The organism is Streptococcus sp. A25 (assembly GCF_043674095.1).
In the GTDB taxonomy this organism is placed as follows: domain Bacteria; phylum Bacillota; class Bacilli; order Lactobacillales; family Streptococcaceae; genus Streptococcus; species Streptococcus suis_V.
In genome coordinates this window covers 15473-41973 of the sequence record NZ_JBIMJO010000006.1, presented here as the reverse complement: position 1 = coordinate 41973, position 26501 = coordinate 15473, and the positions used below count along the sequence as shown (strand labels likewise).

At 46.2% G+C, this 26501-nt stretch carries 27 protein-coding genes and 1 pseudogene; 6 read left to right on the top strand and 22 right to left on the bottom strand.

The features are described 5' to 3' along the window. Positions 1–68: 68 nt before the first annotated feature. Positions 69–1283: a pyridoxal phosphate-dependent aminotransferase gene (locus ACHBID_RS03765; RefSeq protein WP_105122930.1), complete on the bottom strand. Its 1215-nt coding sequence runs from the start codon at positions 1281–1283 to the stop codon at positions 69–71. Between the two features lie 311 nt (positions 1284–1594). Here ACHBID_RS03765 and ACHBID_RS03760 point away from each other — a divergent pair, with 311 nt between their 5' ends. Next, on the top strand, positions 1595–2047 hold the full coding sequence (locus ACHBID_RS03760) for a universal stress protein (protein ID WP_257104870.1): 453 nt from the start codon (positions 1595–1597) through the stop codon (positions 2045–2047). Between the two features lie 33 nt (positions 2048–2080). Here ACHBID_RS03760 and ACHBID_RS03755 read toward each other — a convergent pair. After that, positions 2081–3443 (bottom strand): annotated as a pseudogene (locus ACHBID_RS03755) (Cof-type HAD-IIB family hydrolase). A gap of 70 nt (positions 3444–3513) precedes the next feature. Between ACHBID_RS03755 and ACHBID_RS03750 the strand changes: the two are divergent. Together ACHBID_RS03750 and ACHBID_RS03745 are read left to right on the top strand one after the other, a co-directional pair. After that, positions 3514–4473, top strand: a complete 960-nt coding sequence (locus ACHBID_RS03750; RefSeq protein WP_105122927.1) for an asparaginase — start codon at positions 3514–3516, stop codon at positions 4471–4473. 36 nt (positions 4474–4509) lie between these two features. Beyond that, the gene (locus ACHBID_RS03745) at positions 4510–5151 is read left to right on the top strand and encodes an HAD family hydrolase (RefSeq protein ID WP_105160823.1); all 642 of its coding nucleotides are present in this window, start codon (positions 4510–4512) and stop codon (positions 5149–5151) included. 50 nt (positions 5152–5201) lie between these two features. Here ACHBID_RS03745 and hisE read toward each other — a convergent pair whose 3' ends face one another. The 11 genes from hisE to hisC all read right to left on the bottom strand — a co-directional run bounded on the left by hisE (position 5202) and on the right by hisC (position 13186). Continuing rightward, a complete protein-coding gene (gene hisE / locus ACHBID_RS03740; RefSeq protein WP_105122925.1) occupies positions 5202–5516 on the bottom strand; it encodes a phosphoribosyl-ATP diphosphatase in 315 nt (104 codons plus the stop codon). 13 nt (positions 5517–5529) lie between these two features. Continuing rightward, positions 5530–5844, bottom strand: a complete 315-nt coding sequence (gene hisI, locus ACHBID_RS03735) for a phosphoribosyl-AMP cyclohydrolase (protein WP_105111558.1) — start codon at positions 5842–5844, stop codon at positions 5530–5532. After that, positions 5837–6601, bottom strand: a complete 765-nt coding sequence (gene hisF, locus ACHBID_RS03730) for an imidazole glycerol phosphate synthase subunit HisF (protein ID WP_394731659.1) — start codon at positions 6599–6601, stop codon at positions 5837–5839. Before hisF ends, hisI begins: the two co-directional genes overlap by 8 nt. 2 nt (positions 6602–6603) lie before the next feature. Beyond that, positions 6604–7323 (bottom strand): 1-(5-phosphoribosyl)-5-[(5-phosphoribosylamino)methylideneamino]imidazole-4-carboxamide isomerase, encoded by a 720-nt coding sequence (gene hisA, locus ACHBID_RS03725; RefSeq protein ID WP_394731658.1) that lies wholly within the window; start codon positions 7321–7323, stop codon positions 6604–6606. 11 nt (positions 7324–7334) lie between these two features. Further along, the gene (gene hisH, locus ACHBID_RS03720; RefSeq protein WP_105160827.1) at positions 7335–7943 is read right to left on the bottom strand and encodes an imidazole glycerol phosphate synthase subunit HisH; all 609 of its coding nucleotides are present in this window, start codon (positions 7941–7943) and stop codon (positions 7335–7337) included. A 1-nt stretch (position 7944) separates the two neighbouring features. Beyond that, a complete protein-coding gene (hisB, locus tag ACHBID_RS03715) occupies positions 7945–8529 on the bottom strand; it encodes an imidazoleglycerol-phosphate dehydratase HisB (protein WP_105111554.1) in 585 nt (194 codons plus the stop codon). A gap of 71 nt (positions 8530–8600) precedes the next feature. Then, entirely contained in the window at positions 8601–9248 is a 648-nt protein-coding gene (gene serB / locus ACHBID_RS03710; protein WP_105160829.1) for a phosphoserine phosphatase SerB, read from the bottom strand. Beyond that, the gene (gene hisD, locus ACHBID_RS03705; protein ID WP_394731657.1) at positions 9235–10518 is read right to left on the bottom strand and encodes a histidinol dehydrogenase; all 1284 of its coding nucleotides are present in this window, start codon (positions 10516–10518) and stop codon (positions 9235–9237) included. The genes serB and hisD overlap by 14 nt, the downstream gene beginning before the upstream one ends. Continuing rightward, on the bottom strand, positions 10515–11162 hold the full coding sequence (hisG, locus tag ACHBID_RS03700) for an ATP phosphoribosyltransferase (protein WP_105122918.1): 648 nt from the start codon (positions 11160–11162) through the stop codon (positions 10515–10517). Before hisG ends, hisD begins: the two co-directional genes overlap by 4 nt. Further along, the gene (locus ACHBID_RS03695) at positions 11163–12137 is read right to left on the bottom strand and encodes an ATP phosphoribosyltransferase regulatory subunit (RefSeq protein WP_394731656.1); all 975 of its coding nucleotides are present in this window, start codon (positions 12135–12137) and stop codon (positions 11163–11165) included. After that, positions 12134–13186 (bottom strand): histidinol-phosphate transaminase, encoded by a 1053-nt coding sequence (gene hisC / locus ACHBID_RS03690; RefSeq protein WP_394731655.1) that lies wholly within the window; start codon positions 13184–13186, stop codon positions 12134–12136. The genes ACHBID_RS03695 and hisC overlap by 4 nt, the downstream gene beginning before the upstream one ends. A 400-nt stretch (positions 13187–13586) precedes the next feature. On the opposite strand from hisC, the gene ACHBID_RS03685 reads away from it, so the two are divergent. Further along, entirely contained in the window at positions 13587–14327 is a 741-nt protein-coding gene (locus tag ACHBID_RS03685; RefSeq protein ID WP_172022413.1) for a PHP domain-containing protein, read from the top strand. Between the two features lie 443 nt (positions 14328–14770). On the opposite strand, the gene sufB is transcribed toward ACHBID_RS03685, so the two are convergent. The 9 genes from sufB to ACHBID_RS03640 form a co-directional block, all read right to left on the bottom strand. After that, on the bottom strand, positions 14771–16186 hold the full coding sequence (gene sufB, locus ACHBID_RS03680) for a Fe-S cluster assembly protein SufB (RefSeq protein WP_394719364.1): 1416 nt from the start codon (positions 16184–16186) through the stop codon (positions 14771–14773). A gap of 136 nt (positions 16187–16322) precedes the next feature. After that, entirely contained in the window at positions 16323–16763 is a 441-nt protein-coding gene (gene sufU / locus ACHBID_RS03675) for a Fe-S cluster assembly sulfur transfer protein SufU (protein ID WP_394731654.1), read from the bottom strand. Then, a complete protein-coding gene (locus ACHBID_RS03670; RefSeq protein WP_394731652.1) occupies positions 16750–17970 on the bottom strand; it encodes a cysteine desulfurase in 1221 nt (406 codons plus the stop codon). The genes sufU and ACHBID_RS03670 overlap by 14 nt, the downstream gene beginning before the upstream one ends. Before the next feature lie 9 nt (positions 17971–17979). Then, complete coding sequence (locus tag ACHBID_RS03665; protein WP_172096318.1) at positions 17980–18528, bottom strand: GNAT family N-acetyltransferase; 549 nt, start codon at positions 18526–18528, stop codon at positions 17980–17982. 1 nt (position 18529) lies between these two features. Next, on the bottom strand, positions 18530–19792 hold the full coding sequence (gene sufD, locus ACHBID_RS03660) for a Fe-S cluster assembly protein SufD (RefSeq protein WP_394731651.1): 1263 nt from the start codon (positions 19790–19792) through the stop codon (positions 18530–18532). Positions 19793–19808: 16 nt separating this feature from the next. Further along, positions 19809–20582, bottom strand: coding sequence for a Fe-S cluster assembly ATPase SufC (gene sufC, locus ACHBID_RS03655; RefSeq protein WP_105111544.1), 774 nt, complete (start codon positions 20580–20582; stop codon positions 19809–19811). Between the two features lie 170 nt (positions 20583–20752). After that, the gene (locus tag ACHBID_RS03650) at positions 20753–21934 is read right to left on the bottom strand and encodes a glycosyltransferase family 4 protein (RefSeq protein ID WP_105122912.1); all 1182 of its coding nucleotides are present in this window, start codon (positions 21932–21934) and stop codon (positions 20753–20755) included. Next, on the bottom strand, positions 21931–22638 hold the full coding sequence (mecA, locus tag ACHBID_RS03645; protein WP_172068288.1) for an adaptor protein MecA: 708 nt from the start codon (positions 22636–22638) through the stop codon (positions 21931–21933). Before mecA ends, ACHBID_RS03650 begins: the two co-directional genes overlap by 4 nt. A 118-nt stretch (positions 22639–22756) precedes the next feature. Next, positions 22757–23593 (bottom strand): undecaprenyl-diphosphate phosphatase, encoded by an 837-nt coding sequence (locus tag ACHBID_RS03640; RefSeq protein ID WP_105111541.1) that lies wholly within the window; start codon positions 23591–23593, stop codon positions 22757–22759. 323 nt (positions 23594–23916) lie between these two features. Between ACHBID_RS03640 and ACHBID_RS03635 the strand changes: the two genes are divergently transcribed. Next, the gene (locus ACHBID_RS03635) at positions 23917–25482 is read left to right on the top strand and encodes an ABC transporter substrate-binding protein/permease (RefSeq protein WP_394731650.1); all 1566 of its coding nucleotides are present in this window, start codon (positions 23917–23919) and stop codon (positions 25480–25482) included. Then, on the top strand, positions 25475–26215 hold the full coding sequence (locus tag ACHBID_RS03630; RefSeq protein WP_394731649.1) for an amino acid ABC transporter ATP-binding protein: 741 nt from the start codon (positions 25475–25477) through the stop codon (positions 26213–26215). Before ACHBID_RS03635 ends, ACHBID_RS03630 begins: the two co-directional genes overlap by 8 nt. Positions 26216–26501 lie beyond the last annotated feature (286 nt).

Here is a 26501-nt window from a genome sequence, read left to right as displayed (position 1 = left end):
TTCTACCTAATCCCTCTCACATCATCCCACAAAAATAAGCTCTCACCTAAACGGTTTGAGCTTATTTTTTATCTACGATATTGGGCCAAGAAGCGGGTCATTTTTTCTTGGATTTCTGCTAGCTCGTCTACACGTGGAAGGTAGACAATACGGAAGTGGTCTGGATCCTTCCAGTTAAATCCACGACCATGGACCAAGAGAACCTTTTCTTGCTTGAGGAAGTCCAACACAAACTGCTCGTCATCATCAATCCGGTACATTTCACGATCAATTTTCGGGAAGATATAGAGGCCTGCCTTAGGCTTGATAGCTGAAAGCCCTGGAATATCTTGGATAGCCTTGGTGATGAATTCTCTCTGCTCATAAAGTCGGCCACCAGGTATCAACAATTCATCGACTGATTGGTAGCCTCCAAGCGAAGTTTGGACAACTTGCTGAGCCAGGACATTGGAACAGAGCCGCATGTTGGACAACATATTGAGCCCCTCGATATAGCCTTTCACATGCTTTTTAGGACCTGATAGGACCATCCAGCCCACACGGAAGCCACAGATACGATGGGATTTGGACAGACCATTCATAGTCACGACAAAAACATCTGGGGCCAATGAAGCAATTGGGATATGGACTGCGCCGTCAAAAACCATGCGGTCATAGATTTCATCCGAGAAAATGATGAGCTCATGCTGGCGGGCAATCTCTACAATCTCCAACAATAATTCTTTAGGATAAAGAGCACCTGTTGGGTTATTGGGGTTAATCAGGACAATCGCCTTGGTGCGGCTGGTGATTTTTGAACGAATATCATCCAAATCTGGATACCAATCTGCCCCCTCGTCACAGAGATAATGGACCGCATCGCCACCTGCCAGGCTAACTGCCGCTGTCCAAAGTGGATAGTCGGGCATTGGCACCAGGACCTGGTCTCCATTGTCTAGCAAGCCCTGCATAGACATGGTAATCAGTTCACTAACTCCATTTCCGATGTAAATGTCATCGATGTCAACATTTGGAAACTTCTTGACCTGGCAATACTGCATGATGGCCTTACGGGCAGAAAAAATCCCCTTACTGTCGGAATAGCCTTCTGATTTACGGGCATTGTGAATCAAGTCGTGAATAACCTCATCTGGCGCCGTAAAACCAAATTCAGCTGGATTTCCTGTGTTCAAGCGGAGAATCTTCTCACCATTTGCCCGCATGCGCATAGCTTCCTCCAAGACTGGACCACGGATATCGTATGCAACATGTTCGAGCTTTGTTGACTTTTCAAATTGTCTCATAACTATACCTCCTCAACTTTCTTGAGTCTATGAATACTACTATCATAATGGAATTTGGTCATTTTAGCAATCATTTTCATAGTAAATCTATCACTAAATGTTATAAATCGCAGGAAATGTAGGGAAATGATACTACTAGAATGACATGAACACTCTATCTGTCTCTGGACACTGCAATCTGACTATCATTACGGTTGCTTATATTATTTTTCTCCATCTATCAATAAATACTTTACATTTTTTGCAAAATACCTTATAATATAAATGTATAATATTCCCTTACAAAAATTGTCTAAAAGGAGGTAAGGATCATGTCACAAACCTATCAATCTATTTTAGTTGCTGTTGATGGTTCAACAAATGCCGAAGTTGCTTTGCAAAAAGCCATTCAAGTTGCTAAGCGCAATCAGGCAAAAATGACCATTGCCCATGTCATCGACACCAGAGCCCTACATAATGTCGTAGCTTTTGACGCATCCATCTACGAATCTCTTGAAAAAGAGGCCGAAACTCTTTTAGGAAATTATAAAAAGTGGGCTACCGATGCAGGCTTGACAGACATTGCCACTATCGTTGAGTTTGGCAATCCCAAGACCTTACTCTCCACAAACATTCCACAAGAGGCTGGTGCCGATTTGATGCTACTGGGAGCGACTGGTCTCAACACCTTCGAGCGACTGCTCATCGGCTCTTCTTCTGAATACATCATGCGCCACACAGACATTGACATCTTGATTGTGCGCAATCCAGAAAAAAGTCTATAAACATCTAGATAAATTGAAAGGCAGAGAATCGCATTAGGATTTTCTGCCTTTTTGTCTGTCTAGTTCGTCTTGAATTTTCCCTTCTGGTGCAAAACGCTCCTCCCAGCCCTCTGGCTTCAATATTTTGTGGGAAACAGGGTCGTAATGGGCCTTACCATCCGGAAAAAGCTTACCCATATTAGCCTGGTGGACAATATCGAAAATGGGTTTGGGGTCAACTCCTACCAAAACAAAGGAACCGTAAGTAAAATAGAGCAAGTCCATCAGGGCATCGACCTGACCAACCAAGGAGAGACCTGGACTGCCTTTACTGGTAACTTTTGCCACTGCCTTGTCGAGTTGCTGGTGCAGGCCCTGGACCTTACGGTCAAAATCTGCCTGGTCCGATGAGGCTGCCTGTAAAAATTCGACCAGCTCCTCCAACTTGAAACTAGCCCTGTAAAAGGCCGTATTCCCATCAAATGCCTGGGGAATTTCCTGAAGTGTGCCATCCATAGCCTTGTGAAAGTCACGAACAGCATTAACATTGGCATCCTTACTAGTCAACATTCTTCTCCTCCACGAGACCAAAGTGCACCAAGGCCTTATAAATACCATCCTTATTATTGGTATCTGTCACATAGGTCGCCGTCCCTTTGGCCTGTTGGGTAGCATTTCCCATGGCAATGGCATACTGAACACCGGCTAACATTTCCAAATCATTGTTTGAATCCCCAAAAACCATCACTTCTTCCGTATTAAAGCCATAGATTTCTCCCAATTTTTGGATGCCTTGCAGTTTGGAATTGCCCTTGCTGATGACATCTGCCGCATAGGCACTGGACCTGGTAAAACCAAGAGTTGGGAATTGAAGGGCCAGGCGCTGGGTCACTGACTCAGTAGCCAACAATAAGACTTGATAAACCGGTTGATCCAGATAGGAACGAATCTTGTCTGTGTCCTTAGGACGGAATTTGCGAACCAGGCGGTTAATCAGGAAGTTGATGCCACTAGCCCAGGAGATCGGTATCATGCGTGTCAATCTGTAGACCAGGTGACCAGTGCCTACGTTCATAATACCACTGCCTACAACTCCTGTCCCCAGCCCAAGTGAGTAGTCCCACTGATTGCTCTCCACCAACTCAAGAAAGGTCTCCAATGTTCCCCTATCCAAGGCTTGGGCAAAGTGGACTTGGTCTCTTGAAAAAATATATTGGCCATTGTAGGTGATGGCCAGATCCAGCGATAGGCCGGCCATGTATTTCAGGACAAAGTTGGGGTCTCTGCCTGTTGCCAAGCCCACGAAAATGCCATTTTTCTTGAGGGCATTGATGGCCTGGATGGTGGATTTGCTGACTGTTCGATTATCGGTCAGAAGGGTTCCGTCAATATCAAAAAACACTGCCTTTACCGCCATCTAGCTCACCTACTTCCCTGGAATTATGTTACAATTAGTATATCACAGATTTGAAAGAAACTGAAAACTTATGAAAAAAATTCTGGCCCTCCACACTGGAGGAACCATTTCTATGCAGACCGACAATCAGGGGAGCGTCTCTTCTAGTTCCCACAATCCTATGGCCAGTCTTTCTACTCCCTTGGACACTATTCAGGTAGTGTCTGTTGATTTTTTGAACCTGCCAAGTCCCCATATTCGATTGGAACACATGATGGCGCTCTACCAAGAAATCAAGCGACAGGCGGATGAATTTGACGGCTTTGTCATCACTCATGGCACCGATACCTTGGAAGAGACAGCCTATTTCTTGGATACCATGGCCATTCCTCAAAAGCCGATTGTTATCACAGGGGCCATGCGCTCCTCCAATGATTTGGGTAGTGATGGTGTCTATAATTATCTGACAGCCCTGCGTGTCGCCTCAGATGAAAAGGCGGCAGATAAGGGGGTTTTGCTGGTCATGAACGATGAAATCCATGCCGCAAAATATGTGACCAAGACCCATACGACAAATGTTTCTACTTTCCAGACTCCGACCCACGGTCCTCTGGGGCTTGTAACCAAACGGGAAATCCTCTTTTTCAAAACTGCTGAGCCACGTGTTCGCTTTGATTTATCAGAAATTGCAGGAACCATTCCTATCATCAAAGCTTATGCAGATATGGAGACCATTCTCCTTGATTCTCTAGACCCTGGTAAACTTTCCGGTCTTGTGATTGAGGCCCTGGGAGCTGGAAATCTGCCTCCATCTATCTTGCCAGCAATCCACCGCTTGCTGGCAGCAGGAATTCCGATTGTGCTGGTTTCTCGTTGCTTTAACGGTATTGCCGAGCCTGTCTACGCCTACCAGGGAGGCGGTATCCAACTAGAGCAAGAAGGTATCCTCTTTGTCAAGGAGCTGAATGCTCAAAAAGCCAGAATCAAGCTCTTGATTGCCTTAAATGCAGGTCTGAAGGATCAGGAATTGTCTGACTATATACAGGGATAACACTTGTCTTATGGACCAATAAAAATGGGGGTTCCTATGTACCAAACGCTTCTCTTCGACTTAGACGGAACATTGACCGATTCTGGTCCCGGCATTATCCATTCGGCTGCCTATGCCTTGGAAAAAATGGGCATTGCTGATGACAATTCCAGTCACTTGTCTCGCTTTATCGGACCACCTCTCTACGAATCATTTGCCCAGTTTTATGGACTGAATGCGGCAGAAACCCAGCAGGCAGTCGATTATTTTCGGGAATATTTTACCAGCAAGGGAATGTTTGAAAACCATCCCTATCCCGGTATTCCGGAATTGTTGGGCAAATTGCAAGAGCAAGGGAAAACACTCCTCATCGCCACTTCAAAACCAGAAATCTTTGCCAAACAAATATTGGCTCATTTTGAATTGGACCGCTATTTTACAGTCATTGCAGGCGCAAGTTTGGATGACACGCGCACCAAGAAGGGGCAGATTATTACCTATGCGCTGGACCAACTGGAAAAAATCAATGGCAAAGCTGTAATGATTGGTGACCGTAAACATGATGTCATCGGTGCCAAGCAACACCAGCTCGACAGTATCGGTGTCCTGTATGGCTATGGTGACCGAGAGGAATTGACAACTGCTGGTGCCAGCCACATTGTCCAAACGGTGGAAGAATTGGGAGATTTGTTGGGGTAGATACTTTTTTCGGATTTTTTCACAAACTAAAAAGCTCGTGATGAGCTTTTTTAGTAGTCACTAATTTCTCGGCGGTCGCTGGTCTTACTGACTTTTCCTTGACGAGCTTGCAAAACAGCTTCGATTTCTTCCAAGCTCACACCAGTTTCCACCAGCAGAACAGCCATATGATAGAGCAAATCAGCTGTTTCATTGGCAATTTCTTCCTTGTCGGCGTTTTTGGCGGCAATCACAACTTCTGTCGCCTCTTCCCCAACTTTCTTGAGAATTTTATCCAAGCCTTTGCCGTACAAGTAGTTAGTATAGGACCCTTCTTTTGGATTACGCTTACGGTTCAGGGCTTCATGGTACAAGGTTTCTAGCATATCTGCTCCTTTCTTAGAGTATGTTTTCAAAAAAGCAACTATAGGCACCCGTATGGCAGGCAGCCCCTACTTGCTCGACGGAAATGAGCAGGGTGTCGCGGTCACAATCTGTTTTGATGGATTTAACCGTCTGAAAATGCCCACTGGTTGCACCCTTGTGCCACAATTCCTGACGCGACCGGCTCCAGTAATGCATCTGCTTGGTTTCCAAGGTCTTTTGATAGGATTCTTCATTCATATAAGCCAGCATCAAGACCAGACCTGTCTCATGGTCAGTGACAATCACAGGCACCAATCCGTCTTGCTTGGCAAAATCAATACTAATCATTTAATCGCACCTCAATTCCATTCTGGCGCATAGCTGATTTGGTTTCAGCAATGCCGACTTGGCCATAATGAAAAATGGATGCTGCCAGTGCTCCAGTCGCCGGTGTCTGTTCAAATACCTCAAGGATATGGTTCGTATTACCAGCGCCACCCGATGCAATGATGGGAACCGTCACCACGCTCGCCACAGCATTGAGCATGTCCACATCAAAGCCTGACTTAGTCCCGTCTTTGTCCATGCTGGTCAAAAGGATTTCGCCAGCTCCGAGCTCGACGACCTTCTTTGCCCAATCTAATAAATCTAGACCGGTATCCTTGCGACCGCCAGCCACGTAGACATGCCAAGTTCCATCTACCTCCTTTCGCGCATCAATAGCGACCACAACACATTGGCTGCCGAATTTTTCAGCACATTCTTTGATCAAGGATGGATTGGCCACCGCCGATGAATTGACCGATACCTTGTCAGCCCCTGCCTTGAGCATCTTATTCATATCATCGACTGAACGAATGCCACCGCCAACGGTAAAAGGAATAAAGACTTGGTCTGCCACGCGCCGCACCATGTCCACAGTCGTTTCGCGTTCTTCATGCGTCGCAGTAATATCAAGAAAAACCAATTCATCGCAGCCTGCCTCGTAGTAGGCTTTTGCTGTGTCCACAGGGTCTCCCACATCCGTCAAGTTGACAAAATTGACCCCCTTGACTACCCGACCGTTCTTGACGTCCAGACAGGGGATAATGCGTTTTGCTAACATGTTCAACCTCCAAATTGCTGCAATTCGTCCAAGCTGACCTTGCCGCTGTAATAAGCCTTGCCGACAATGGTACCGGCCACCCCGATTTGCGCCAGCTCCACTAAGTCGCTCATGGAATGGATACCACCAGAAGCAATGACATCTGCCTCTGTCAAGGTCGCCTTCAATTTTCTGTAATGGTCAAAATTAGGACCTGTCAAGGTACCGTCGCGGTCCACATCGGTGTAAATAAAGAGGCGCACCCCAATTTTTTCCATCTCCTTGGCCAAACTCAGATAGTCTACTTGACTGGTTTCTAGCCAGCCTTCTGTTGCGACAAAGCCATTTTTGGCATCGATGCCTACGACAATGGCCTGACTTCCAAAACGCTCCAAGGCTTGCTTGACAAAATCTGGGTTTTTAACAGCCATAGACCCAATAATGACACGGTCAATGCCGGCATCCAGATAATCCGCAATCTGGTCCAAGGTGCGAATGCCGCCCCCAACTTGAATGCGGAGACCGGTCTCGCTTTTCAAACTGGCAATCAAATCCCTATTGGTCGCTCGTCCCTCTAAAGCACCGTCCAAATCCACCACATGAATAAAGCCAATCCCCGCAGCCGCAAATGTTTTGGCTTGGTCTAATACATCTGGGTTAACAACGGTCTCCTGATTAAAGTCTCCTTTAAAGAGACGCACTGCCTTCCCATTTCGAATATCAATCGCTGGATAAATCTGCATATCTTCCCTCACTATTTCTGACATAATGCCGCAAACTTTGTCAAAATGCCAAGCCCAACCTGACCTGATTTTTCAGGGTGAAACTGCGCCCCAAAGACATTTCCTTTTGAAATCATGGCTGGAATTTCCCTGCTATAATCCGCTGTTGCGTCGATATATTCAGGCGCTACATCGGTAAAATAACTGTGAACAAAGTAAACCGACTGATCATCAAGTCCATCTGTCAGTGGATTTTTCTGCTTGACTTCCAACTGATTCCAGCCCATATGGGGCACAGGATAGCCGTCTTTAGCTGGAATAGGACGACAAACACCGGGAATGAGACCCAAACCCTTGGTCGGTTGGTGTTCCAAACCTTGGTCTAAGAGCAACTGCATGCCTAAACAAATGCCCAAAAAAGGCTTGCCAGCCGCCACAGCTGTCTGAATAGCTGGGAGCAGTTGGCGTTTTTCTAATTCAGCCATAGCCGACGGAAAGGCACCGACTCCCGGTAAAATCAAGCCTGTAGCCGACAAAATCTTCTCAGGATCCGCTGTCAATTCCGCAGCTACACCGATTTTTTCCAAGGCCCGCAGGACATTAGCTGTGTTTCCTGCATCATAATCAATCACTCGTATCATATTACAAGAGTCCTTTTGTTGAATTGACACCCTTAATGTCAGGGTTGATGGTAATGGCTTCGCGAAGAGCTCGACCTGTTGCCTTGAAGAGACTTTCAGCCTTATGGTGACTATTTTTCCCGTGCAAAATCTTCAAATGCAGGTTCATCTGCAGGTTGAAAGCCAAGGCTTGGAAGAATTCCTCTACCAATTCCGTATCAAAATCGCCTAATTTTGGATTGTCAAAAGTCGCATCAAAGACCAAATAAGAGCGTCCAGACAAGTCCAGACTAGACATTCCCAGCGTCTCATCCATAGGCACAAAAGAAGTCCCGTAACGATTGATACCGACCTTGTCGCCCAGAGCTTCCCTGATAGCTTGTCCAAGAACAATCCCGACATCCTCAACCGTATGATGACTGTCCACCCACGTATCGCCGTCTACATGGACAACTAGAGACATGCGGCTGTGGCGGGCAAAAAGGGTCAACATGTGGTCAAAAAAGCCCACACCCGTCACAATCTCAACCGGATCCTGCACATCCAAATTAACCGTCAACTTAATTTTTGTTTCAAAGGTATTGCGTTCAATGCTTGCTGTTCTCATGATGTTCTTCTTTCTTTACTAAATTAGAAGCTGTATTCGCAGATCGGTACCTGACGTGTGAATACTGTCTCTTATTTCTTCACACTATCCAAAATCTCAATGACCTGATACAAATTTTTCTCATTGATTTGATAAGGAGCCTGTTCCTGCACAATGGGTTTGGCACAGAAGGCGATGCCGATACCAGCTGCCTGAATCATAGGCAGATCGTTGGCACCATCGCCCACTGCAATCGTATCTTGCATGTCGAGACCATTTTCCGCCGCCCAGGTTCTGAGCATGGTTTCCTTGATATCCTTGGTCACAATGTCGCCGGTCACGCGTCCTGTCAAAACTCCGTTGACAATTTCTAGCGTATTGGCCTTAACATAGTCCAAATTGAGCCGTTCCGCCAACACATTGACCGTCTGATGAAAACCACCCGACACAACGGCTACCTTATAGCCACGCTTGTGGAGTTCTGCCACCAATTCTTCTGCTCCCGATGTGAAATGAATGCGCCCTAAAATGCGGTCCAAAACCGTTTCGGGCAAGCCCGCCAGCAAGTCAACGCGTTCACGCAAGGCTTCTTCAAAATCCAATTCCCCTCGCATGGCACGCTCGGTAATGTCCGCAACTCGCTGACCGAGACCAGCTTCTTCGCCCAGCAGGTCAATGCCTTCTTCCATGATCAGGGTGCTGTCCACATCCATGACCAATAATCCCTTAACTTTCTTCATTTCTCACCTCAATGGCCCGTGCATGAGCAGCCAATCCTTCTGAATAGGCTAAATTTGTAATCGCCTGACCAGCCTCTTGCACGGCTTTCTTACTATATTGTGTGTATTGTATTCGTTTGATAAAATCATGGACACCCAACGCTGAATAGAAACGGCTGGTGCCTGAAGTTGGCAGAACATGATTGGTCCCTGCATAATAATCCCCAATCGGCTCACTGGTATAATGACCCAAGAAAATGGACCCCGCATGTTTGACCAAGGGAAGATAATCATAGGCATCTTCCATAGCAATTTCCAAATGTTCAGGCGCCACCAAATTCATCAAGTCAAACATGGCTTCTACCGTATCTGTCACGATAATGCGTCCGTTCTGCTCAATGGACGTCCGCGCAATTTCCTCACGAGGCAAGGTCTGCAGCTGCCGATCGATTTCTAGCTCGACTTGTTCAGCCAAGACTTCCGAATTGGTCACCAAAATCGCACGCGCCAAGCGATCGTGCTCCGCCTGTGACAACAAATCCGCCGCTACAAAAACAGGATTTGCCGTCTCGTCTGCGATAATACCAATCTCAGATGGACCTGCAATCATATCAATTCCAACCAAGCCATAGACCAATTTCTTGGCCGTTGCGACATAAATATTGCCCGGACCGGTAATTTTATCCACCTTGGGAATGGACTGCGTTCCATAAGCTAGCGCGGCAATCCCGTGGGCTCCGCCAACCTGATAAATCTTATCTACTCCAGCCAATCTTGCCGCCACCAAAATCGCTGGATTGTAGGTCTCTTGTGGCGGGGTAATCATGATGATTTCCTCCACACCAGCAATTTTTGCAGGGATGACATTCATCAAGACCGAAGAAGGATAGGCGGCTGTTCCTCCCGGAACATAGACGCCCACTCGCTCTAGGGGACGAATGAGTTGCCCACGAAGGACGCCTTCAGACGGTTGGTCCTCAAAACCCACTTCCACCTGTTGTTGGTGGTAGGAAGCGATATTGGCTTTGGCACCTTCTAAGGCTGAGAGAGTGTCTGGTTCAATCTGCTCAAAAGCTGCATCTATTTGCGCTTGACTGACTTCTAAGTCATCGAGCTCGATCCCGTCAAACTGGAGATTGTAGGCTTTCAGAGCTGCATCTCCTTCACGAGCGACCCGTGCCATGATTTTCTTGACGGTCTCTTCTACGGAGACCGTTTCTGCATTCAGCGCCACTTGTTCTTGATAGAGCAAGGCCGCAATGTCTTGACTTGTTCCACTTAAGCGTTTCATCTAAAAGGTACCTCCTCATTGCCGACAATGTCTTCTAATTTCTTGATAAATGATAGCACTTGAGGCTTATTCTTGATGCTGGCTTTATTGACAATCAAACGCGAGGAAATCCGACAAATATCTTCAAAGACCACTAAACCATTGGCTACCAAGGTATTTCCTGTCTCCACAATATCGACGATGGCATCGGCCAGTCCCAGAACAGGAGCAATTTCCACACTACCTTGAATAGAAATAATCTCGACATCCTCGCCCTTTTGCTTAAAATGTTCCAGGGCAACTGTTGGATACTTGGTCGCAATCCGCTTCCGCTTGTGATCACTGGGATTGTAAGTTGGAACAGAGGCAACCGAGAATTTACACAAGCCAAAGTTCAAATCCAGCATTTCCAAAAATCCTGCAGGATGCTCAATCAAGACATCCTTGCCGACAACGCCCATATCTGCCACTCCGTGGCGAACATAGGTCGTTACATCCGGAGCCTTGACCAGTAAAAAGCGAAACTGCCCATCAGGGCTTTCAAAAATCAAATTCCGCCCCTTATCGGCCATGAAAGACATATCAAAACCCGCCTTTTCCAGAAGAGCCAAGGTTTCCTTCTCAATCCGCCCCTTGGTCAAGGCAATGGTAATCTGATCACCCATTTACTTCCCTCCTTGATAGTCTAAATCCTGTCGAATGGCTTGGTAAATGGCATCAATTTCCAAGGCCCAACCGATAGCTGTCAGCTCCTTGGCTCCAAACCGCTCAAAGAGCTTGTCATACCGCCCACCCGATAAAAAGGCGTCTGGCAATTGCTGGTCAAAAACCTTGAACATCATGCCTGTATAGTATGGAACCGTCGGAAGTTGGGCCAAATCCACTGTGACAGGCCCCAAATCAATTTCTGCCATGGCGATAAATGCTTCTAATTGGTCAAAAGCCTGCAATAATTGCGCATTCTGCGACACCTGCCGGGCTTCTGCCAAGACCGCCTCTACCTCTCCAAACAAGTAAGGCAAACGACTGATGAAACCATCAAATTCACTCGGATGCTGCTTGATAAATTCATGGAGCTTGGTAATGTTTTTATCCCGAATATGGAGGGACAAATCATTTGCTACCTCAGAAGTTAGTTCCAATTGCTGAAAAATCGTCTTGAGGATGGCTGCATGCGAAAACTCAAATTTGTAGTCTTTCAACCCCGAACGTCCCAAGGCTTGTTTGGCACTAGAAATGGCTTCAGCATAGGCCTCCTGTACAGGATAGCCAATGATTTCAATTCCGGCTTGAGTGCGTTCATTTTCCAAGCCCCGCATGGCTTCTTGACTGCGAAAGACCTTGCCCGAATAAGAAAATTTAATAGGCGTCTGCACCCGAGTTGAGGCAATGACACGAGCCACTTGGCTGGTAATATCCGGACGCAAACTCAGAAGATGGCCTCTCTTATCAAAAAGGTGATAATTATTGGTATCGACAGTATCTGAAAAGACTTCAAAATGCTCCAAGGTCGGCGTTTCAATCCGATGAAAACCGCGCTCTATCAAAAGGTCACTGACCGTCCGCTCAATTTCATAAGTAGCACGGGCGCGTTTGAAAAGCTTGTCGTGCAGTCCTTGTGGCAATGTTCGATTGTTCATAGGCACCCTTCCTTTATCCTTGCTAAGACCTGCTCCATCTCCTCTTGTGTGCCGATGGAGATGCGTAGTCTATCTTTTATGCGTTCTTGGTTTGGAAAATACCGGACATAAATCTGCTCCTCTTCAAAGTGCTTGAACAGTTCTCCCGCACTAACACGAGATGGTCGCACTAGGAGGAAATTGGTTGCTGACGGCAAAACGTCAAAGCCAAGTCTGGTCAATTCTTCCGCAAACCAATCGCGCGTTGCCATAATCTTCCGGCAGGTTTCTTCGTAATAGGCCCAATCCTTGACCGCAGCCAAAGCCAAAGCTTCCGAAATGGCATCCACATTGTAAGGATTGATGGCATTGCGCACCGCTTGAATAACACCTATCAGCTCCTTGGAACCTATGCCGTATCCGACACGCAAACCCGCTAGTGATGCATCCTTGGAGAAGGTCCGCGTAATGAAGAGATTGGGGTATTTGTCCAAAAGCGGAATAGCTGTCTGCCCGCCGAAATTGACATAAGCCTCATCAACGATAACAACGACCTGCGGATTAGCCTTCAGAACCTCCTCAATATCGCCCAGAGACTGGAAGCATCCCGTCGGAGCGTTGGGATTGGTCAAAATCACTCCCCCACATTCTCTCTGATAATCTGCCACTCGCCAGCTAAAATCCTCCGCCAGCGGTATCTCTTTAAAAGGCACCTGATACAAATCAGCCCAGACCTTGTAAAAGCCGTAGGTCAAATCTGGAAACAAAATCGGTTGCTCCGTTTGAAAGAAGGACAGAAAAGCCATAGACAAGATGTCATCCGAACCATTGCCAATGACAAATTGGTCCGCCTCCAAACCGTGTTGCTCCGCCAAGGCCTGACGTAGTTCCGCCTGATCCAGACTCGAATAGCGACGTAGGTTTGTCGCATCAAAAGCGGCCAAAGCCGCAACTACCGCTGGACTTGGTCCATAGGCATTCTCGTTGGTATTGAGTTTAATCATATTGGCCACCTGTGGTTGCGCTCCAGCCACATAAGGCGTAATCTTTCTAAGCCCTTTTATTTCCATGTCATTACCTCTCAAACGATAAAAAAAACACGCGCAAGATCCTTGTTTCAGGACGCTTACACGTGGTTCCACCTTCATTCAGACATACGTCGCCGTATATCCCTCAGGAAGTCAAAGACTTCAGTCCGTAACGTAGACAGACGTCAATCACTACTAGGTTCAACACCGTTGGCAATTGCACTCAAGAATGTGTGCCCAAACCGATGTATCCTTTCAGCAACTAGATACTCTCTGAAGAATGGTCTGGGATTGTTTCTCTCATCGCTTTATATTTTGTACTATTTTACCAAATTTTTGATAAATTGCAAGAATTATCAGATTTTTTTATTCCATTCCCCTTGATTTCCGAACTTGTCGCTCAAAAGCGATTTTGTTACAATAGAAAGAAAGGAGAATCACCATGAGAGACAACCACCTGCATACCCACCACTCCTACGATTCCAAGGCGCGATTTCAAGATTATCTTGAGCGTTACAGCGGCGAAATCGTGACGACGGAGCATTTTGATTTGTCCAATCCCTATAGCAAGCAGGATGATATTCCTGATTATGAGGCCTATTCCCAAGAAATTGCTGTGCTTAATGAAGACTATGGTAAGCGCATCAAGAAAGGCATTGAAATCGGCTATTTCCAACCGCGGGAAACCGATATTCTAGCCTACTTAGCAGACAAAGACTTCGACCTCAAATTATTATCCGTCCATCACAACGGAGTTAACGATTATCTAGACGAAGAAGTGGCAGATATGGACAAGATGGCGGTCATGACCGATTATTTGGACCGCTTGGAATATGCCGTCGGACGGGTTCCAGCTGACGTCTTGGCGCATTTTGACTACGGTTTCCGCCTCTTTGATGTGACTGTTCAAGAACTAGAGACTTTTGAGCCTCAGCTCATCCGCATTTTCAAGAAAATGATAGCGCATGATTTAGCCTTTGAACTCAATGCCAAGAGCATCTACCTCTATCACCACGAAGAACTGTACCGTTACGCTCTTCAATTGGTCAAAGAACTAGGTTGCCACCGCTATTCTCTGGGCTCCGACGGACATGTCTTGGAACATTTTCAACTGGGCTTCGAGAAGATGTTGCAGATGCTAGAAGACTACGGAATTCCAGAAGAAGAGATTATAAATTTATAATTATTGGCAAACCTCGGCTGAAAAAGAGCCTGTCTCAATCATATAAAGAATAAAAAGCGATCAAGATTAGATTTTCTGACTATCAGAATACTAACTTGTTCGCTTTTTGAATTTTAATGGTTGCTAGATAGGATTCCCTATTTTAAGAATCCTTGGTGGGAGGACCAATGCAAAAAGTAGCCCTAAAGCTACTTTGGATGTGTTGTATACTTTATTATAATGTGGACTCGCTACCGCAAGTCCTTATCTCCAACTTCAGTTGGAGAGAGTTTCTACGAAACTCCTAGCTACATATCGTTTTCTTACAGAAAACGACGAGCGTGGAAGGAATGGAATTGTTATAAGATTATAAAGAAGAGCGACTGCCGTCGCTCTCTATTTCCAACGTCGGTTGGAGATTTTTTGGCTTTTAGCAAACTCATGTTTGCTAAATTGCCAAAAATCTAACCAACCGACCCCTCCATCTCATAGGCAATCAGTCTGTTGAGTTCGACTGCGTATTCCATTGGGAGTTCTTTTGTGAATGGTTCGACAAAGCCCATGACAATCATCTCTGTGGCTTCGGATTCGGATAGGCCTCGGCTCATGAGGTAGTAGAGTTGTTCTTCTGAGATTTTTGAGACTTTGGCTTCGTGTTCGAGGGCCACTTGTGAGTTGTGGATTTCATTAAATGGAATGGTGTCTGACTTGGAAATATCATCCATGATAATGGTGTCACACTCGATGTGGCTGATTGACTTGGCTGAGTTTTTAGCAAAAGTCACTTGACCGCGGTAGTTGACTTCTCCACCACCACGGGCAATGGATTTAGACACGATAGAAGATGAGGTGCGTGGGGCGTTGTGAATCATCTTAGCACCGGTGTCCTGGACTTGACCTTTATTGGCAAAGGCAATGGACAACATGGTTCCACGTGCCCCTTCACCTTCTAGGTAAACCGCAGGGTATTTCATGGTCGTTTTGGCACCAAGGTTTCCGTCAATCCACTCAACTGTGGCATTTTTCTCAGCACGAGCACGCTTGGTTACCAAGTTATAAACGTTGTCAGACCAGTTTTGAATGGTCGTGTAACGCATGTAGGCACCTTCGTGGGCAATGATTTCTACAATCGCTGCATGGAGACTCGCTGTTGAGTAGGTCGGAGCTGTACAGCCTTCTACGTAGTGGACACTTGCTCCTTCGTCCACGATGATGAGAGTGCGTTCGAACTGCCCTGTTCCTTCATTGTTGATACGGAAGTAGGTTTGGAGTGGAATATCCAGCTTGACACCTTTTGGTACATAGATGAAGGTGCCACCTGACCAAACCGCTGAGTTGAGGGCAGCGAGTTTATTGTCTGACGGCGGAACAAGTTTTCCAAAGTATTTTTTGAAGAGTTCTGGGTGTTCCTTGAGAGCCGTGTCAGTATCTGTAAAGATAATACCGTGCTTGTCGTACTCTTCCTTCATGTTGTGATAAACCACTTCTGATTCGTACTGGGCAGAAGCACCTGCCAGGTAAGCACGCTCAGCTTCTGGGATACCGATGCGTTCAAAGGTTTCCTTGATTTTGTCCGGTACATCATCCCAGCTACGTGCTGGCTTATCCGACGGCTTTTGATAATAAACAATATCATCAAAATCCAGTTCAGACAAGTCGGCTCCCCAAGTCTGCATAGGCATTTTCTTGAAGGTTTCGTAGGATTTCAAACGGAATTCCAACATCCATTCAGGCTCGCCTTTGATACGGGACATTTGACGAATGACTTCTTCGCTCAAGCCCTTACCAGTCGATGCCACCAGTTCCACATTTTCATCATGGAAACCGAATTTGTATTCCCCAAGATCAATCGGGGTTGGTTCAATTCTTTCTTCTGACATAATATAAGATACTAAGCCCAAAAAGTATGAGAATGCTATTACGCTTTCCTCAAAGCTTGCTGGGCCTGTTCAATTCCAATCAGAAACTGAACAATCCTTTCTGTATGATTTTCATTTTTTGTTTATTCGATGGTGCTCAGTCCGCACCTTCACTTCGTTCCAGTGCTTTCTTAATGGCATTCCACGGTAATGTGGCACACTTGATACGTTGGGGGAATTTGGCAACACCCGCGAGGAGGGAGGCGTCTCCTAGTTCCTTCTGACGTTCATCTTCTTGGCCTTGGACCATTTGTGAGAAAATTTCTGCTAGTTCTTGAATCTGACTGATTTCTTTGCCAAGCACTGCTTCAGTCATCATAGAAGCTGATGCGGTTGAAATGGTACAGCCAACTCCGTCAAAAGCAATATCGGTAATCACATCTTTTTCAATCTTGACTGATAGTTCAATCACATCGCCACAGGTTGGGTTGTGGAGTTCCAACTTTTCCACTCCGTCCAAACTTCCGCGGTGACGAGGCGACTTGGAGTGCTCAGACACAACTGCCATATAAAGAGAGTCTAATCTAGATAGGGCCATTGAAAAACTCCTTTGTCTTGATAATTGCCTCGACCAACTTGTCGCAGTCAGCCTTGGTATTGTAGATGTAAAAACTTGCTCGAACGGTGGCTGGTACCTGCAAATACCTGAGAAGCGGTTGGGCACAATGGTGGCCAGCCCGCACAGCAACTCCTTCATAGTCCAGAGCGGTTGCCACATCGTGTGGATGCAAGTTGTCCAAGTTAAAGGCAATAACCCCTGTCCGCTTGGATAGATCCTGACTGCCATAAATGGTCAAGCCGGGAATGGCCTGCAATTTTGGCCAGATATAAGCAATCAATTCTTCCTCGTGCTGCTGGACATGCTCCATACCAATGTCATTTAAGTAATCAATGGCAGCTGCAAGTCCGATAGCACCCGCAATATTAGGTGTCCCCGCTTCGAATTTCCAAGGCAGTTCCTTCCAAGTTGCGTATTGTTCATAGACAAATTCAATCATTTCACCCCCGAATTCGACAGGAGACATTTGTTCTAGCAGTTCTTGTTTGCCATAGAGGATGCCAATACCGGTTGGTCCTAACATCTTGTGCCCTGAGAAGGCAAAGAAATCTACGTCCAAATCTTGCACATCAATAGCCATATGCGGAGTTGATTGGGCACCGTCCACTACCAAGTAGGCACCGACCGCGTGCACCAGCTCTGCTATTTCCTTAATGGGCGCAACTGAGCCCAAAACATTGGAAATATGGGCTAGAGAGACAAACTTGGTCTTTTCAGACAGGACTTCCTTCAGGACGTCCATGTCGAGCTCGCCATTTTTCAAGGTAACATAGCGGAGCTTTGCCCCTGTTTTCTGGCAGGCCTGCTGCCAAGGAATGATATTGGAATGGTGCTCCTGAACCGAAATGATGACCTCGTCGTCTGCTTGGAGAAGATCTCTAGCAAACTGAGCCACCCAATTGAGCCCCGTCGTCGTTCCTCGGGTAAAGAGGATTTCCTTGCTAGACTTAGCACGGATAAAATCAGCTACCGTCTGGCGTGCCGCCTCATAACGGGCCGTTGAGCGCTCAGACAAGGTATGCACTCCACGGTGGACATTGGCATTGTCCTTCTGGTAATAGTCTGCCAAGACATCCAATACCTGCTGCGGCTTTTGCGTCGTTGCGGCATTATCCAGATAAACCAGCGGCTCATCATTAACAATTTGGTCTAAGATGGGAAAATCTGATTTACACTCTTCTAACATGACTATCCCTCACTTCTTTATCCTTTTTTCAAAGCGGAAAACTCCCTGTGGAAATTGTTCCAGCATATCCTGTTCCTCTTTCCCTTCCAAAAACATTACTTTATGGAAGGCATTGAAGTATTCAACAATGCGAAAACCGCATCGATTGACATAGAAATGGATATTGCGTTGGTCATAGTAAGGTGTGATGGTTTGCCAAACCTTGACCTGTGGAAAGGTCGCTTCCACCACTTGCCAGGTCGCAAATCCAATGCCTCGGCCATGGACTTCTGGTGAAGTAAACAGGGTTTCTAGTTCTCCCTGTTCACCATCTAAGATGAGAACAAGGCCGCCTACTCGCTGATTTTCCAGTACTATCCAGTAGGCTTGTCCATGTTCCAAAGACATGAGAACCGTTTCACGCGCTATGACCTGGCCTTCCTCCTCGAAGAAGGTATGGCGTTCTCCTAATTCTTCCAAAGCTCCGAAGTTAAACGATACTTGATTTGCCAGGATAAACGTATCCCAATCCGACTTGGCAAGGGGTTCTAATGTAACTTGAATCTTTCCTTGTTTCATCTTAGCGTTTTGACAAGCTATCTTCAATCACATCAATCATCTGGTCGCGGACTTCCTTGACTGGGATTTCTGTGATAACAGCTCCCAAGAACCCACGGATGACCAGACGCTCGGCTGTCGCGCGATCCAAACCACGACTCATGAGATAATACATATCCTCTGGGTCCACCTGACCGATAGAAGCTGCGTGACCGGCCGTGACTTCATTCTCATCAATGAGAAGGATTGGGTTAGCGTCGGAACGCGCCTTGTCAGACAGCATAAGGACGCGGCTTTCCTGCTGGGCATCCGCTCCCTTGGCACCACGAATAATGTGTCCAATGCCGTTAAAGGTAAGAGTACCACTTTCCAAAATAACCCCGTGTTGCAGGATATGACCGACCGAATTATTGCCGTAGTTAGTCACGCGGGTATCGACACCCTGAACCTGACGGCCAGCTGACAGGCCGACCACCTTGAGATTAGCATGGCTACCATTTCCCTTGAGGTCTGCATCCAAGTCAGCGACGACATTTCCTTTGTTAAGGAGACCAATGGCCCAGTCCACGCTGGCATCGTTGCCAATGGTCGCACGGCGAGTCAAATAGGTATCCAGGTGCTGCCCCAAGCGGTCAATGGCTGAGAACTTAATCTGGCTTCCTGCCTGGGCAATCACTTCGACCACAATGTTGGCAGAGGTTTTCACCGCGTCGTCGCCAAGGCTCTCAAATCGTTCTAAATAATTGAGCTTGGTGTTCTTGCCTGCGATAATCAGTACGCGCTTGTTAAAAGCCACGCCACTTGTCGCGTCTTGGTAGAAAATACCTTCGACAGGCTGGTCAATTTCAACATTATCCGGAATGTAAAGAACGGCTGTCGAGTTGAAATAGGCTGTATTGTAGGCAGCCAATTTGTGCTCGTCGTAGGCTACTGCTGAGCCCAAGTATTCCTCGATGACATCCGGAATGACTTCCAAAGCCGAAGTGAAGTCTGTAAAGACTACTCCTTTTTCGACAAGGTCTGCTGGTAATTGTTCCAAAAGCGTCTGGCTACCGACTTGCACCAGCATAGGATTGTCACCTAGAGCTGTGAAATCCGGTACGTTTCCTACTGCATCGTTGATGGCTAAACTGCCGTCACCCAAATTCCAACGGTGAAATTTTACCCGCTCGATAACTGGCAAGTCCAGCTCTGCTATTTTCCCAAAAGCCGCCAAACGTAGGTCTGTCAACCATATTGGCTCGGCCTGTTGGAGTGAAAATTCTTGTATCAATTCTTTGGTCATAGGTTCCTCCAAAGACTTAAATGTCATCTTCTTTGTAGTCGATGCCAAGCTCAGCAGCTACCTTAACATAGCCTTCTTTTTCCAAGCGTTGCGCCAATTCAGGGCCGCCTGACAGGACGACACGACCTTCCATCATGACATGGACCACATCAGGCGTGATGTAGTTAAGCAGGCGTTGGTAGTGGGTGATAATCATGGCACCAAAACCTTCGCCACGCATAGCGTTGATGCCTTTTGATACGACCTTGAGGGCGTCAATGTCCAAACCTGAGTCAATTTCGTCCAGAAGGGCAAAAGTTGGCTCCAACATGAGCAATTGCAGGATTTCGTTGCGTTTTTTCTCACCACCAGAGAAACCTTCGTTGAGGTAACGCTCAGCCATTTCCTCTTTCATATTGAGGAGTTCCATTTTCTCGTCCAACTTGGTGATGAAGTCGCGGACGTTGATTTTGTCCTCGTCTTCCTTGCCAGCATTCATAGCTGCACGGAGGAATTCTGCATTGGTAATACCCGGAATTTCAGATGGGTACTGCATGGCCAAGAAAAGACCCATACGAGCGCGCTCATCCACTTCCAATTCCAAGATATTGACACCGTCAAAGAGGACTTCCCCTTGCGTCACTTCGTAGCTTGGATTGCCCATGATGGCTGCTGAAAGGGTTGATTTACCGGTACCGTTTGGTCCCATGATGGCTGCAATTTCACCTGTTTTGAGGGTCAAATTGACACCCTTGAGGATTTCCTTGCCTTCAATTTCCACATGAAGGTCTTTGATTTCTAATACTGACATGGTATGCTCCTTTATTTTTCTGTCCTGTCCCTTATACATGCTGGGAAAAACTGCCCAGGCAGCTCCCCCCTTGACGCACATAAAATCTCATTGTCTGGAAATTTTAATAAACAGTATCTATCATAGTATATCAAAAAAAGAGCCAATCGGCTCTTTCCATGTTTCTAGACTTAATCTTTCTTCTGATTTCTCCGAATAATTCGTTTTTCTTTCCAGTCAGCCACCCGTTCCTGTCGATAACCACTGTTGCCAATAAAGCGCAGAAGATTGAGGAGGGGCGTTCGATTTTCACCGAAAATACCGATGAGTTCACAAAAGAGAACCAGGCCAAATCCTGCAGATAAGATCAACAATACACCGCCGACACGACTGGACACATTGAACAAGAGGGAAATCAATGAGAATAAAAAGGAAATCCCATAGATAACCAAGACTGTTCCCCGATGGGTCAAACCCAGGGACAGGAGGCGATGGTGGAGATGCATCCGGTCTGCTTCATAAATTTTCTTGCCCGACAGGGTTCGACGAATAATGGCCACAACCGTATCTGTAATCGGTACTCCAAGAATAATCATAGGCGTCACAACAGCTACAGCGGTCGAATTTTTCAGACCTTGGAGGGACAAAACACCAATCATGAAGCCAATAAAGAGGGCTCCCGTATCACCAAGATAAATAATGGCCGGATTGTAATTATAGGGCAGAAACCCAACAATCGCAACAACCAAGACAAATAAGGTCAAGGTCAAATAAATCTCGCTCTCCACCAGGAAGAAATAGGAAACCAGGCCCATGGTGGTCAGCGAAATAATCGATACCCCTGAAACCAGCCCGTCCAAGCCGTCAATCAAATTAACCGCATTGGTAATGGCTACAATCCAGAGCATGGTGAGGAAAAAGGACAACCAGGTCGGAAACTCAATATAGGGGCCACCAAAAGGCAGTTTAAAGGCATCAAAATGGAAATCCGTGAAGAACCAAATGACTAGGGCCGCAGCTGTTATCCCAAGGAATTTGGGCAAAGGACTGAGCTCCTTGATATCATCCACCAAGCCTGTCACCACCACCATACCACTCGCCAGAACCAAGGGAAGAACGTAGTCAAAATAGGTTCCCTTATGGCTCACATAGGTAACGATTTGCGGTAGAAAAAAGAGAACCGCAGCCGAAAAGGTGATAAAAATAGCTAGGCCACCAGCCGTTGGCATGGATACCTTATTAATTCTGCGGGCATTTGGATGGTCCACCGCCCCAATTTTAAAAGCCAGAAAACGGATCAGAGGCGTCAGAATGACCGAGGTAATCAAGGTTCCAATCAGGATGAGGACATATTTCAAAGCAAAAGGCATCATGCAAGACTTACCTTCTTCAATTCCTCAACAGCGGCTAGAGGCAACAAGACTTGGCCATGTTCCTGCAGAACAGGACGGGTCACGGTAGAGTCGTCCGTGTACTCCAACATTCTAGACAGGAGGTAATCTGGATAATCTGCGGAACGGTCACTCACATCCAAGAGGACAGTCATAAAGTAGTCATCGTTCATCTTGTAGAGCTCTGATTCTTCAAAATCCACATCGATGGCCTGGGCGAATTGAACCACTTCGTGCAAATGATCAAAGTGCAGAACGTAGTAGATATAGGGCTCTGCCTCTTCTTCAGCCTCTATATCTGCCAGACGCTGTACCGCATCCTTGTCATAGGCGCTCTTATCTTTCAGGGTTTTCTCCAAAGACTGAAGAAAATCCGCCGGCGTCATCTGACTGACCTCATCGAGATTATCAAAGTCAGCCAAGTCCTCAAAGTTGATGTGCTTATCAATCTCTGACTTGGTTACAAAAATATCGACCTTGTCAGGCTTGGGCGTTACGCGAAAACTGAGCATGCCACTTTCTCGAAATGTCAGGGGCAACTCCAATTCATCTAAAACAGAATAAAAGAATTCCTCCGTCTTCTCATGGGGCATAAGAAAATCCGCAATCTCCATGCCTCTTTCTTCCAAATCATCTAATAGAATAGTGATTTTCAAGGTCGAATCACTAATTTGTTTCACTTTCATACTTACCTCATACATCTGCCTAGATTTTCCAACAAATAGGCCACATTCTCATACAAATCTCTCACCATTATACTAAATTGCCGTCGGAAAAACAAAAGAAAAGCAGGACAGCCTGCTTTTAGGAAATAAACTTCAAGAAAGAATAAACCAATAGAATGGCCCCCAGGATAATCCGATAGTAACCAAACACTGTAAAATCATGTTTCTTCACATAATCTGTCAGCATCCGGATGACAACGACAGAAACAAGATAGGCCGTTACCGATGCGACCAAGAGAATCAAGACCTGTTCAAAATCCAGCGTATTGCCGTCGATAAAATACTTGACCGCCTTGAGCCCGCTATAGCCAAACATGGTAGGAATGGCTAAGAAGAAGGTAAAGTCAGCTGCCACCGAACGACTGGTCCCAAGAATAATGGCCCCCAAAATTGTCGCCCCAGAACGGCTAGTCCCTGGAATAATGGCCAAAACCTGGAAGAGACCGATAAACAGAGCCGTCTTATAAGGCATGGACGCCAAGTCCGTCACTGTAGGCTGGACTCTCTTATTGCGCTCTTCAATCCAGATAAAGGCAATACCATAGACAATCAAGGCAATGGCGATGGGCACCATAAAGTTGAAGTGGGCCTCAAACCAGCTATCAAAGGGCAGGGCCACCAAGATGGATGGAATACAAGCAATGACAACCTTGGCCCATAGCTGCCAGGTCAACTGAATCTCACGCTTGCTTTTGCCAGGCTGGAAAGGATTAAGGCGATGGAAATAGATGGTCATAACGGCCAAAATCGCCCCCAACTGGATAACAATGTTGAACATCTCCACAAAGCTATCCGACTGGTTGAACTGAATAAATTCCTGGACCAAAATCAAATGACCAGTAGAGGAAACTGGCAACCATTCCGTAATTCCTTCAACAATGCCTAAGAAAATGGCTTTCAATAATTCGATAAACATAGGATACTCCTTTTAAGAACCTGCATTGACCAGCGAGCGATACCATAGGAAAGAGATAACTTGCTCACCAGGGACTTTTTTATAAAAGATACTTTTAATTCTTTAAAACCAATCATGCTCTAGATACTTTAGACATTATACCACGAAAGATGAGAGAAATAAAGAGCCAAATCACGAAAGATGAGAGAAATAAAGAGCCAAATATAGTTTGATGCTATCGCTCAAAGAACATTTATACAATAATTGTGAATAAAAAAGCAATCGTATTGAAATTTTTCAGAATTTTTTATACAATGGTACAATACATTTTATAAGGAGATATTATGAAACATAAACTCAGTATTTTCCTGCTGACCCTACTGGCTGTTTTTTCAGTCACTACAGGCGTTCGTGCAGATGAATACCTGCGTGTCGGGATGGAAGCTGCCTATGCACCTTTCAACTGGACCCAGGAAGACGACAGTAATGGTGCTGCCCCTATCGAAGGGACCAACCAATACGCTAACGGATACGACGTGCAAATCGCCAAAAAAATTGCAGAATCCATGGACAAGGAACTCTTGGTGGTCAAAACCAAGTGGGAAGGTCTGGTTCCAGCATTGACTTCTGGTAAGATTGACATGATCATCGCCGGGATGAGCCCAACAGAAGAGCGCAAGAAAGAAATCGCCTTTTCTGACAGCTACTACACTTCCATTCCGACATTGGTAGTTCGTGCAGATAGTCAATATGCAACAGCCAGCAAACTGGCTGACTTTGCAGGTGCAAAAATCACTGCGCAACAAGGTGTCTACCTCTACGACCTGATTGACCAGATCGAAGGCGCAAACAAGCAGACAGCCATGGGGGATTTCTCGCAAATTCGTCAGGCCCTGGAGGCTGGTATTATTGATGCCTACGTGTCTGAGCGTCCGGAAGGCCGTACCGCTGAGGCTGCTAATAAGGCTTTCAAGATGGTCGAGCTTTCAGAAGGTTTTGAAACCAATGCCGAGGACGTGACCATTGCAGTCGGTATGCGTAAGGATGATGCACGACTTGCACAGGTCAACCAAGTCCTTGCGACCATTTCTGAAGACGACCAAGTTGCATTGATGGACAATATGATTGAAAATCAGCCGGTCGAAGAAGCAACCGACGCGCAACCAAGCTTCTTTACACAGGTCTGGAATATCATCGTCAACAACTGGCAACAACTCCTACGCGGAACTGGTATGACCCTCTTGATTTCCATCTTGGGTACCATCATCGGTACGCTGATTGGTCTTTTGATTGGTGTCTTCCGCACTGCTCCAAAAGCTGAAAACAAGGTCGCTGCTATGGGACAAAAAGTTCTCGGTTGGCTGATTAATATCTACATCGAGGTATTCCGTGGTACCCCAATGATTGTACAATCTATGGTTATCTACTACGGTACCGCCCAGGCCTTTGGGCTTAACCTAGACCGCACTCTGGCAGCTATTTTCATCGTTTCTATCAACACTGGTGCCTACATGAGTGAAATTGTCCGCGGTGGTATCTTCGCTGTTGACAAGGGGCAATTTGAAGCAGCAACTGCGCTTGGATTTACCCACAATCAAACCATGCGTAAGATTGTCTTGCCACAGGTTATCCGCAACATTCTTCCAGCAACTGGTAACGAATTTGTCATCAATATCAAGGATACATCTGTCCTCAACGTTATCTCTGTGGTTGAGCTTTATTTCTCAGGAAATACTGTCGCGACCCAGACTTACCAATATTTCCAAACCTTCACTGTGATTGCCATTATCTACTTCATCTTGACCTTCACTGTAACCCGCATCCTGCGTTCTGTCGAAAAACGTTTCGATATGGACAATTACACGACAGGTGCCAACCAAATGCAAATCGAGGAGGTTCCACATGTCTAATACCATCCTGGAAATCAAGAATCTGAAAAAATCCTACGGTCAAAACCAAGTCCTCAAGGACATTTCAGTAACCGTTGAAAAAGGCGAGGTTATCTCCATTATCGGCTCTTCCGGTTCTGGAAAATCAACCTTCCTCCGTTCTATCAACCTTTTGGAAACACCGACGGAAGGCACCATCCTCTACCACGGTCAAGACGTTTTGGCCAAGGGCTATGACCTGACCACCTACCGTGAGAAATTAGGCATGGTTTTCCAATCCTTTAATCTCTTCAACAACCTCAATGTTTTGGAAAATGCTATCGTGGCCCAAACGACCGTTCTCAAACGTGACCGCGCTGAAGCAGAGAAAATTGCCAAAGCCAACCTCAACAAGGTCGGCATGACCGAGCAATACTGGGCCGCTAAACCAAGCCAGCTCTCTGGTGGACAAAAGCAACGGGTAGCCATTGCTCGTGCACTTTCCGTAGACCCAGAAGTCATTCTCTTTGACGAGCCAACCTCTGCTCTTGACCCTGAAATGGTCGGCGAGGTGCTCAAAACCATGCAGGATTTGGCAAAATCTGGCTTGACTATGATTATCGTTACGCATGAAATGGAATTTGCCCGTGATGTTTCAGACCGTGTCATCTTTATGGATAAGGGTGTCATTGCCGAAGAAGGTAGTCCACAGCAAATCTTTGAAAATCCCCAGGAAGAACGGACCAAAGAATTCTTAAAACGTTTCCTCGGTTAAGCCTTGATACCAGCTCTAGCTGGTATTTTTTTGGGCTCCAATACACTTCAAAGCAAACCTGGCCCCTGTTACCACAGTATGAAGCCTGGGAGTCACTGCCTTCAGGACACATCTTGTTGGCCCCCTTTTTCCATCCTACTCTATTCCCCCGATTGCGGTGTTATACTCAACTAAAATCAAAAAGAAAAGGCGCTAGGACTGAGGCAACAGTTCTAGCACCTAAACTTTAAAAATTTCAATTACAGTATAGTACAGGTAGTGATTTTTTGCACTTTTTTACTGTTTT

Excerpts from the sequence above, each read along its gene's own strand:
- ACHBID_RS03765 (WP_105122930.1), bottom strand. The coding sequence starts at position 1,283 with ATGAGACAATTTGAAAAGTCAACAAAGCTCGAACATGTTGCATACGAT.
- ACHBID_RS03760 (WP_257104870.1), top strand. The coding sequence starts at position 1,595 with ATGTCACAAACCTATCAATCTATTTTAGTTGCTGTTGATGGTTCAACA.
- ACHBID_RS03750 (WP_105122927.1), top strand. The coding sequence starts at position 3,514 with ATGAAAAAAATTCTGGCCCTCCACACTGGAGGAACCATTTCTATGCAG.
- ACHBID_RS03745 (WP_105160823.1), top strand. The coding sequence starts at position 4,510 with ATGTACCAAACGCTTCTCTTCGACTTAGACGGAACATTGACCGATTCT.
- hisE (WP_105122925.1), bottom strand. The coding sequence starts at position 5,516 with ATGCTAGAAACCTTGTACCATGAAGCCCTGAACCGTAAGCGTAATCCA.
- hisI (WP_105111558.1), bottom strand. The coding sequence starts at position 5,844 with ATGATTAGTATTGATTTTGCCAAGCAAGACGGATTGGTGCCTGTGATT.
- hisF (WP_394731659.1), bottom strand. The coding sequence starts at position 6,601 with ATGTTAGCAAAACGCATTATCCCCTGTCTGGACGTCAAGAACGGTCGG.
- hisA (WP_394731658.1), bottom strand. The coding sequence starts at position 7,323 with ATGCAGATTTATCCAGCGATTGATATTCGAAATGGGAAGGCAGTGCGT.
- hisH (WP_105160827.1), bottom strand. The coding sequence starts at position 7,943 with ATGATACGAGTGATTGATTATGATGCAGGAAACACAGCTAATGTCCTG.
- hisB (WP_105111554.1), bottom strand. The coding sequence starts at position 8,529 with ATGAGAACAGCAAGCATTGAACGCAATACCTTTGAAACAAAAATTAAG.
- serB (WP_105160829.1), bottom strand. The coding sequence starts at position 9,248 with ATGAAGAAAGTTAAGGGATTATTGGTCATGGATGTGGACAGCACCCTG.
- hisD (WP_394731657.1), bottom strand. The coding sequence starts at position 10,518 with ATGAAACGCTTAAGTGGAACAAGTCAAGACATTGCGGCCTTGCTCTAT.
- hisG (WP_105122918.1), bottom strand. The coding sequence starts at position 11,162 with ATGGGTGATCAGATTACCATTGCCTTGACCAAGGGGCGGATTGAGAAG.
- ACHBID_RS03695 (WP_394731656.1), bottom strand. The coding sequence starts at position 12,137 with ATGAACAATCGAACATTGCCACAAGGACTGCACGACAAGCTTTTCAAA.
- hisC (WP_394731655.1), bottom strand. The coding sequence starts at position 13,186 with ATGGAAATAAAAGGGCTTAGAAAGATTACGCCTTATGTGGCTGGAGCG.
- ACHBID_RS03685 (WP_172022413.1), top strand. The coding sequence starts at position 13,587 with ATGAGAGACAACCACCTGCATACCCACCACTCCTACGATTCCAAGGCG.
- sufB (WP_394719364.1), bottom strand. The coding sequence starts at position 16,186 with ATGTCAGAAGAAAGAATTGAACCAACCCCGATTGATCTTGGGGAATAC.
- sufU (WP_394731654.1), bottom strand. The coding sequence starts at position 16,763 with ATGGCCCTATCTAGATTAGACTCTCTTTATATGGCAGTTGTGTCTGAG.
- ACHBID_RS03670 (WP_394731652.1), bottom strand. The coding sequence starts at position 17,970 with ATGTTAGAAGAGTGTAAATCAGATTTTCCCATCTTAGACCAAATTGTT.
- ACHBID_RS03665 (WP_172096318.1), bottom strand. The coding sequence starts at position 18,528 with ATGAAACAAGGAAAGATTCAAGTTACATTAGAACCCCTTGCCAAGTCG.
- sufD (WP_394731651.1), bottom strand. The coding sequence starts at position 19,792 with ATGACCAAAGAATTGATACAAGAATTTTCACTCCAACAGGCCGAGCCA.
- sufC (WP_105111544.1), bottom strand. The coding sequence starts at position 20,582 with ATGTCAGTATTAGAAATCAAAGACCTTCATGTGGAAATTGAAGGCAAG.
- ACHBID_RS03650 (WP_105122912.1), bottom strand. The coding sequence starts at position 21,934 with ATGATGCCTTTTGCTTTGAAATATGTCCTCATCCTGATTGGAACCTTG.
- mecA (WP_172068288.1), bottom strand. The coding sequence starts at position 22,638 with ATGAAAGTGAAACAAATTAGTGATTCGACCTTGAAAATCACTATTCTA.
- ACHBID_RS03640 (WP_105111541.1), bottom strand. The coding sequence starts at position 23,593 with ATGTTTATCGAATTATTGAAAGCCATTTTCTTAGGCATTGTTGAAGGA.
- ACHBID_RS03635 (WP_394731650.1), top strand. The coding sequence starts at position 23,917 with ATGAAACATAAACTCAGTATTTTCCTGCTGACCCTACTGGCTGTTTTT.
- ACHBID_RS03630 (WP_394731649.1), top strand. The coding sequence starts at position 25,475 with ATGTCTAATACCATCCTGGAAATCAAGAATCTGAAAAAATCCTACGGT.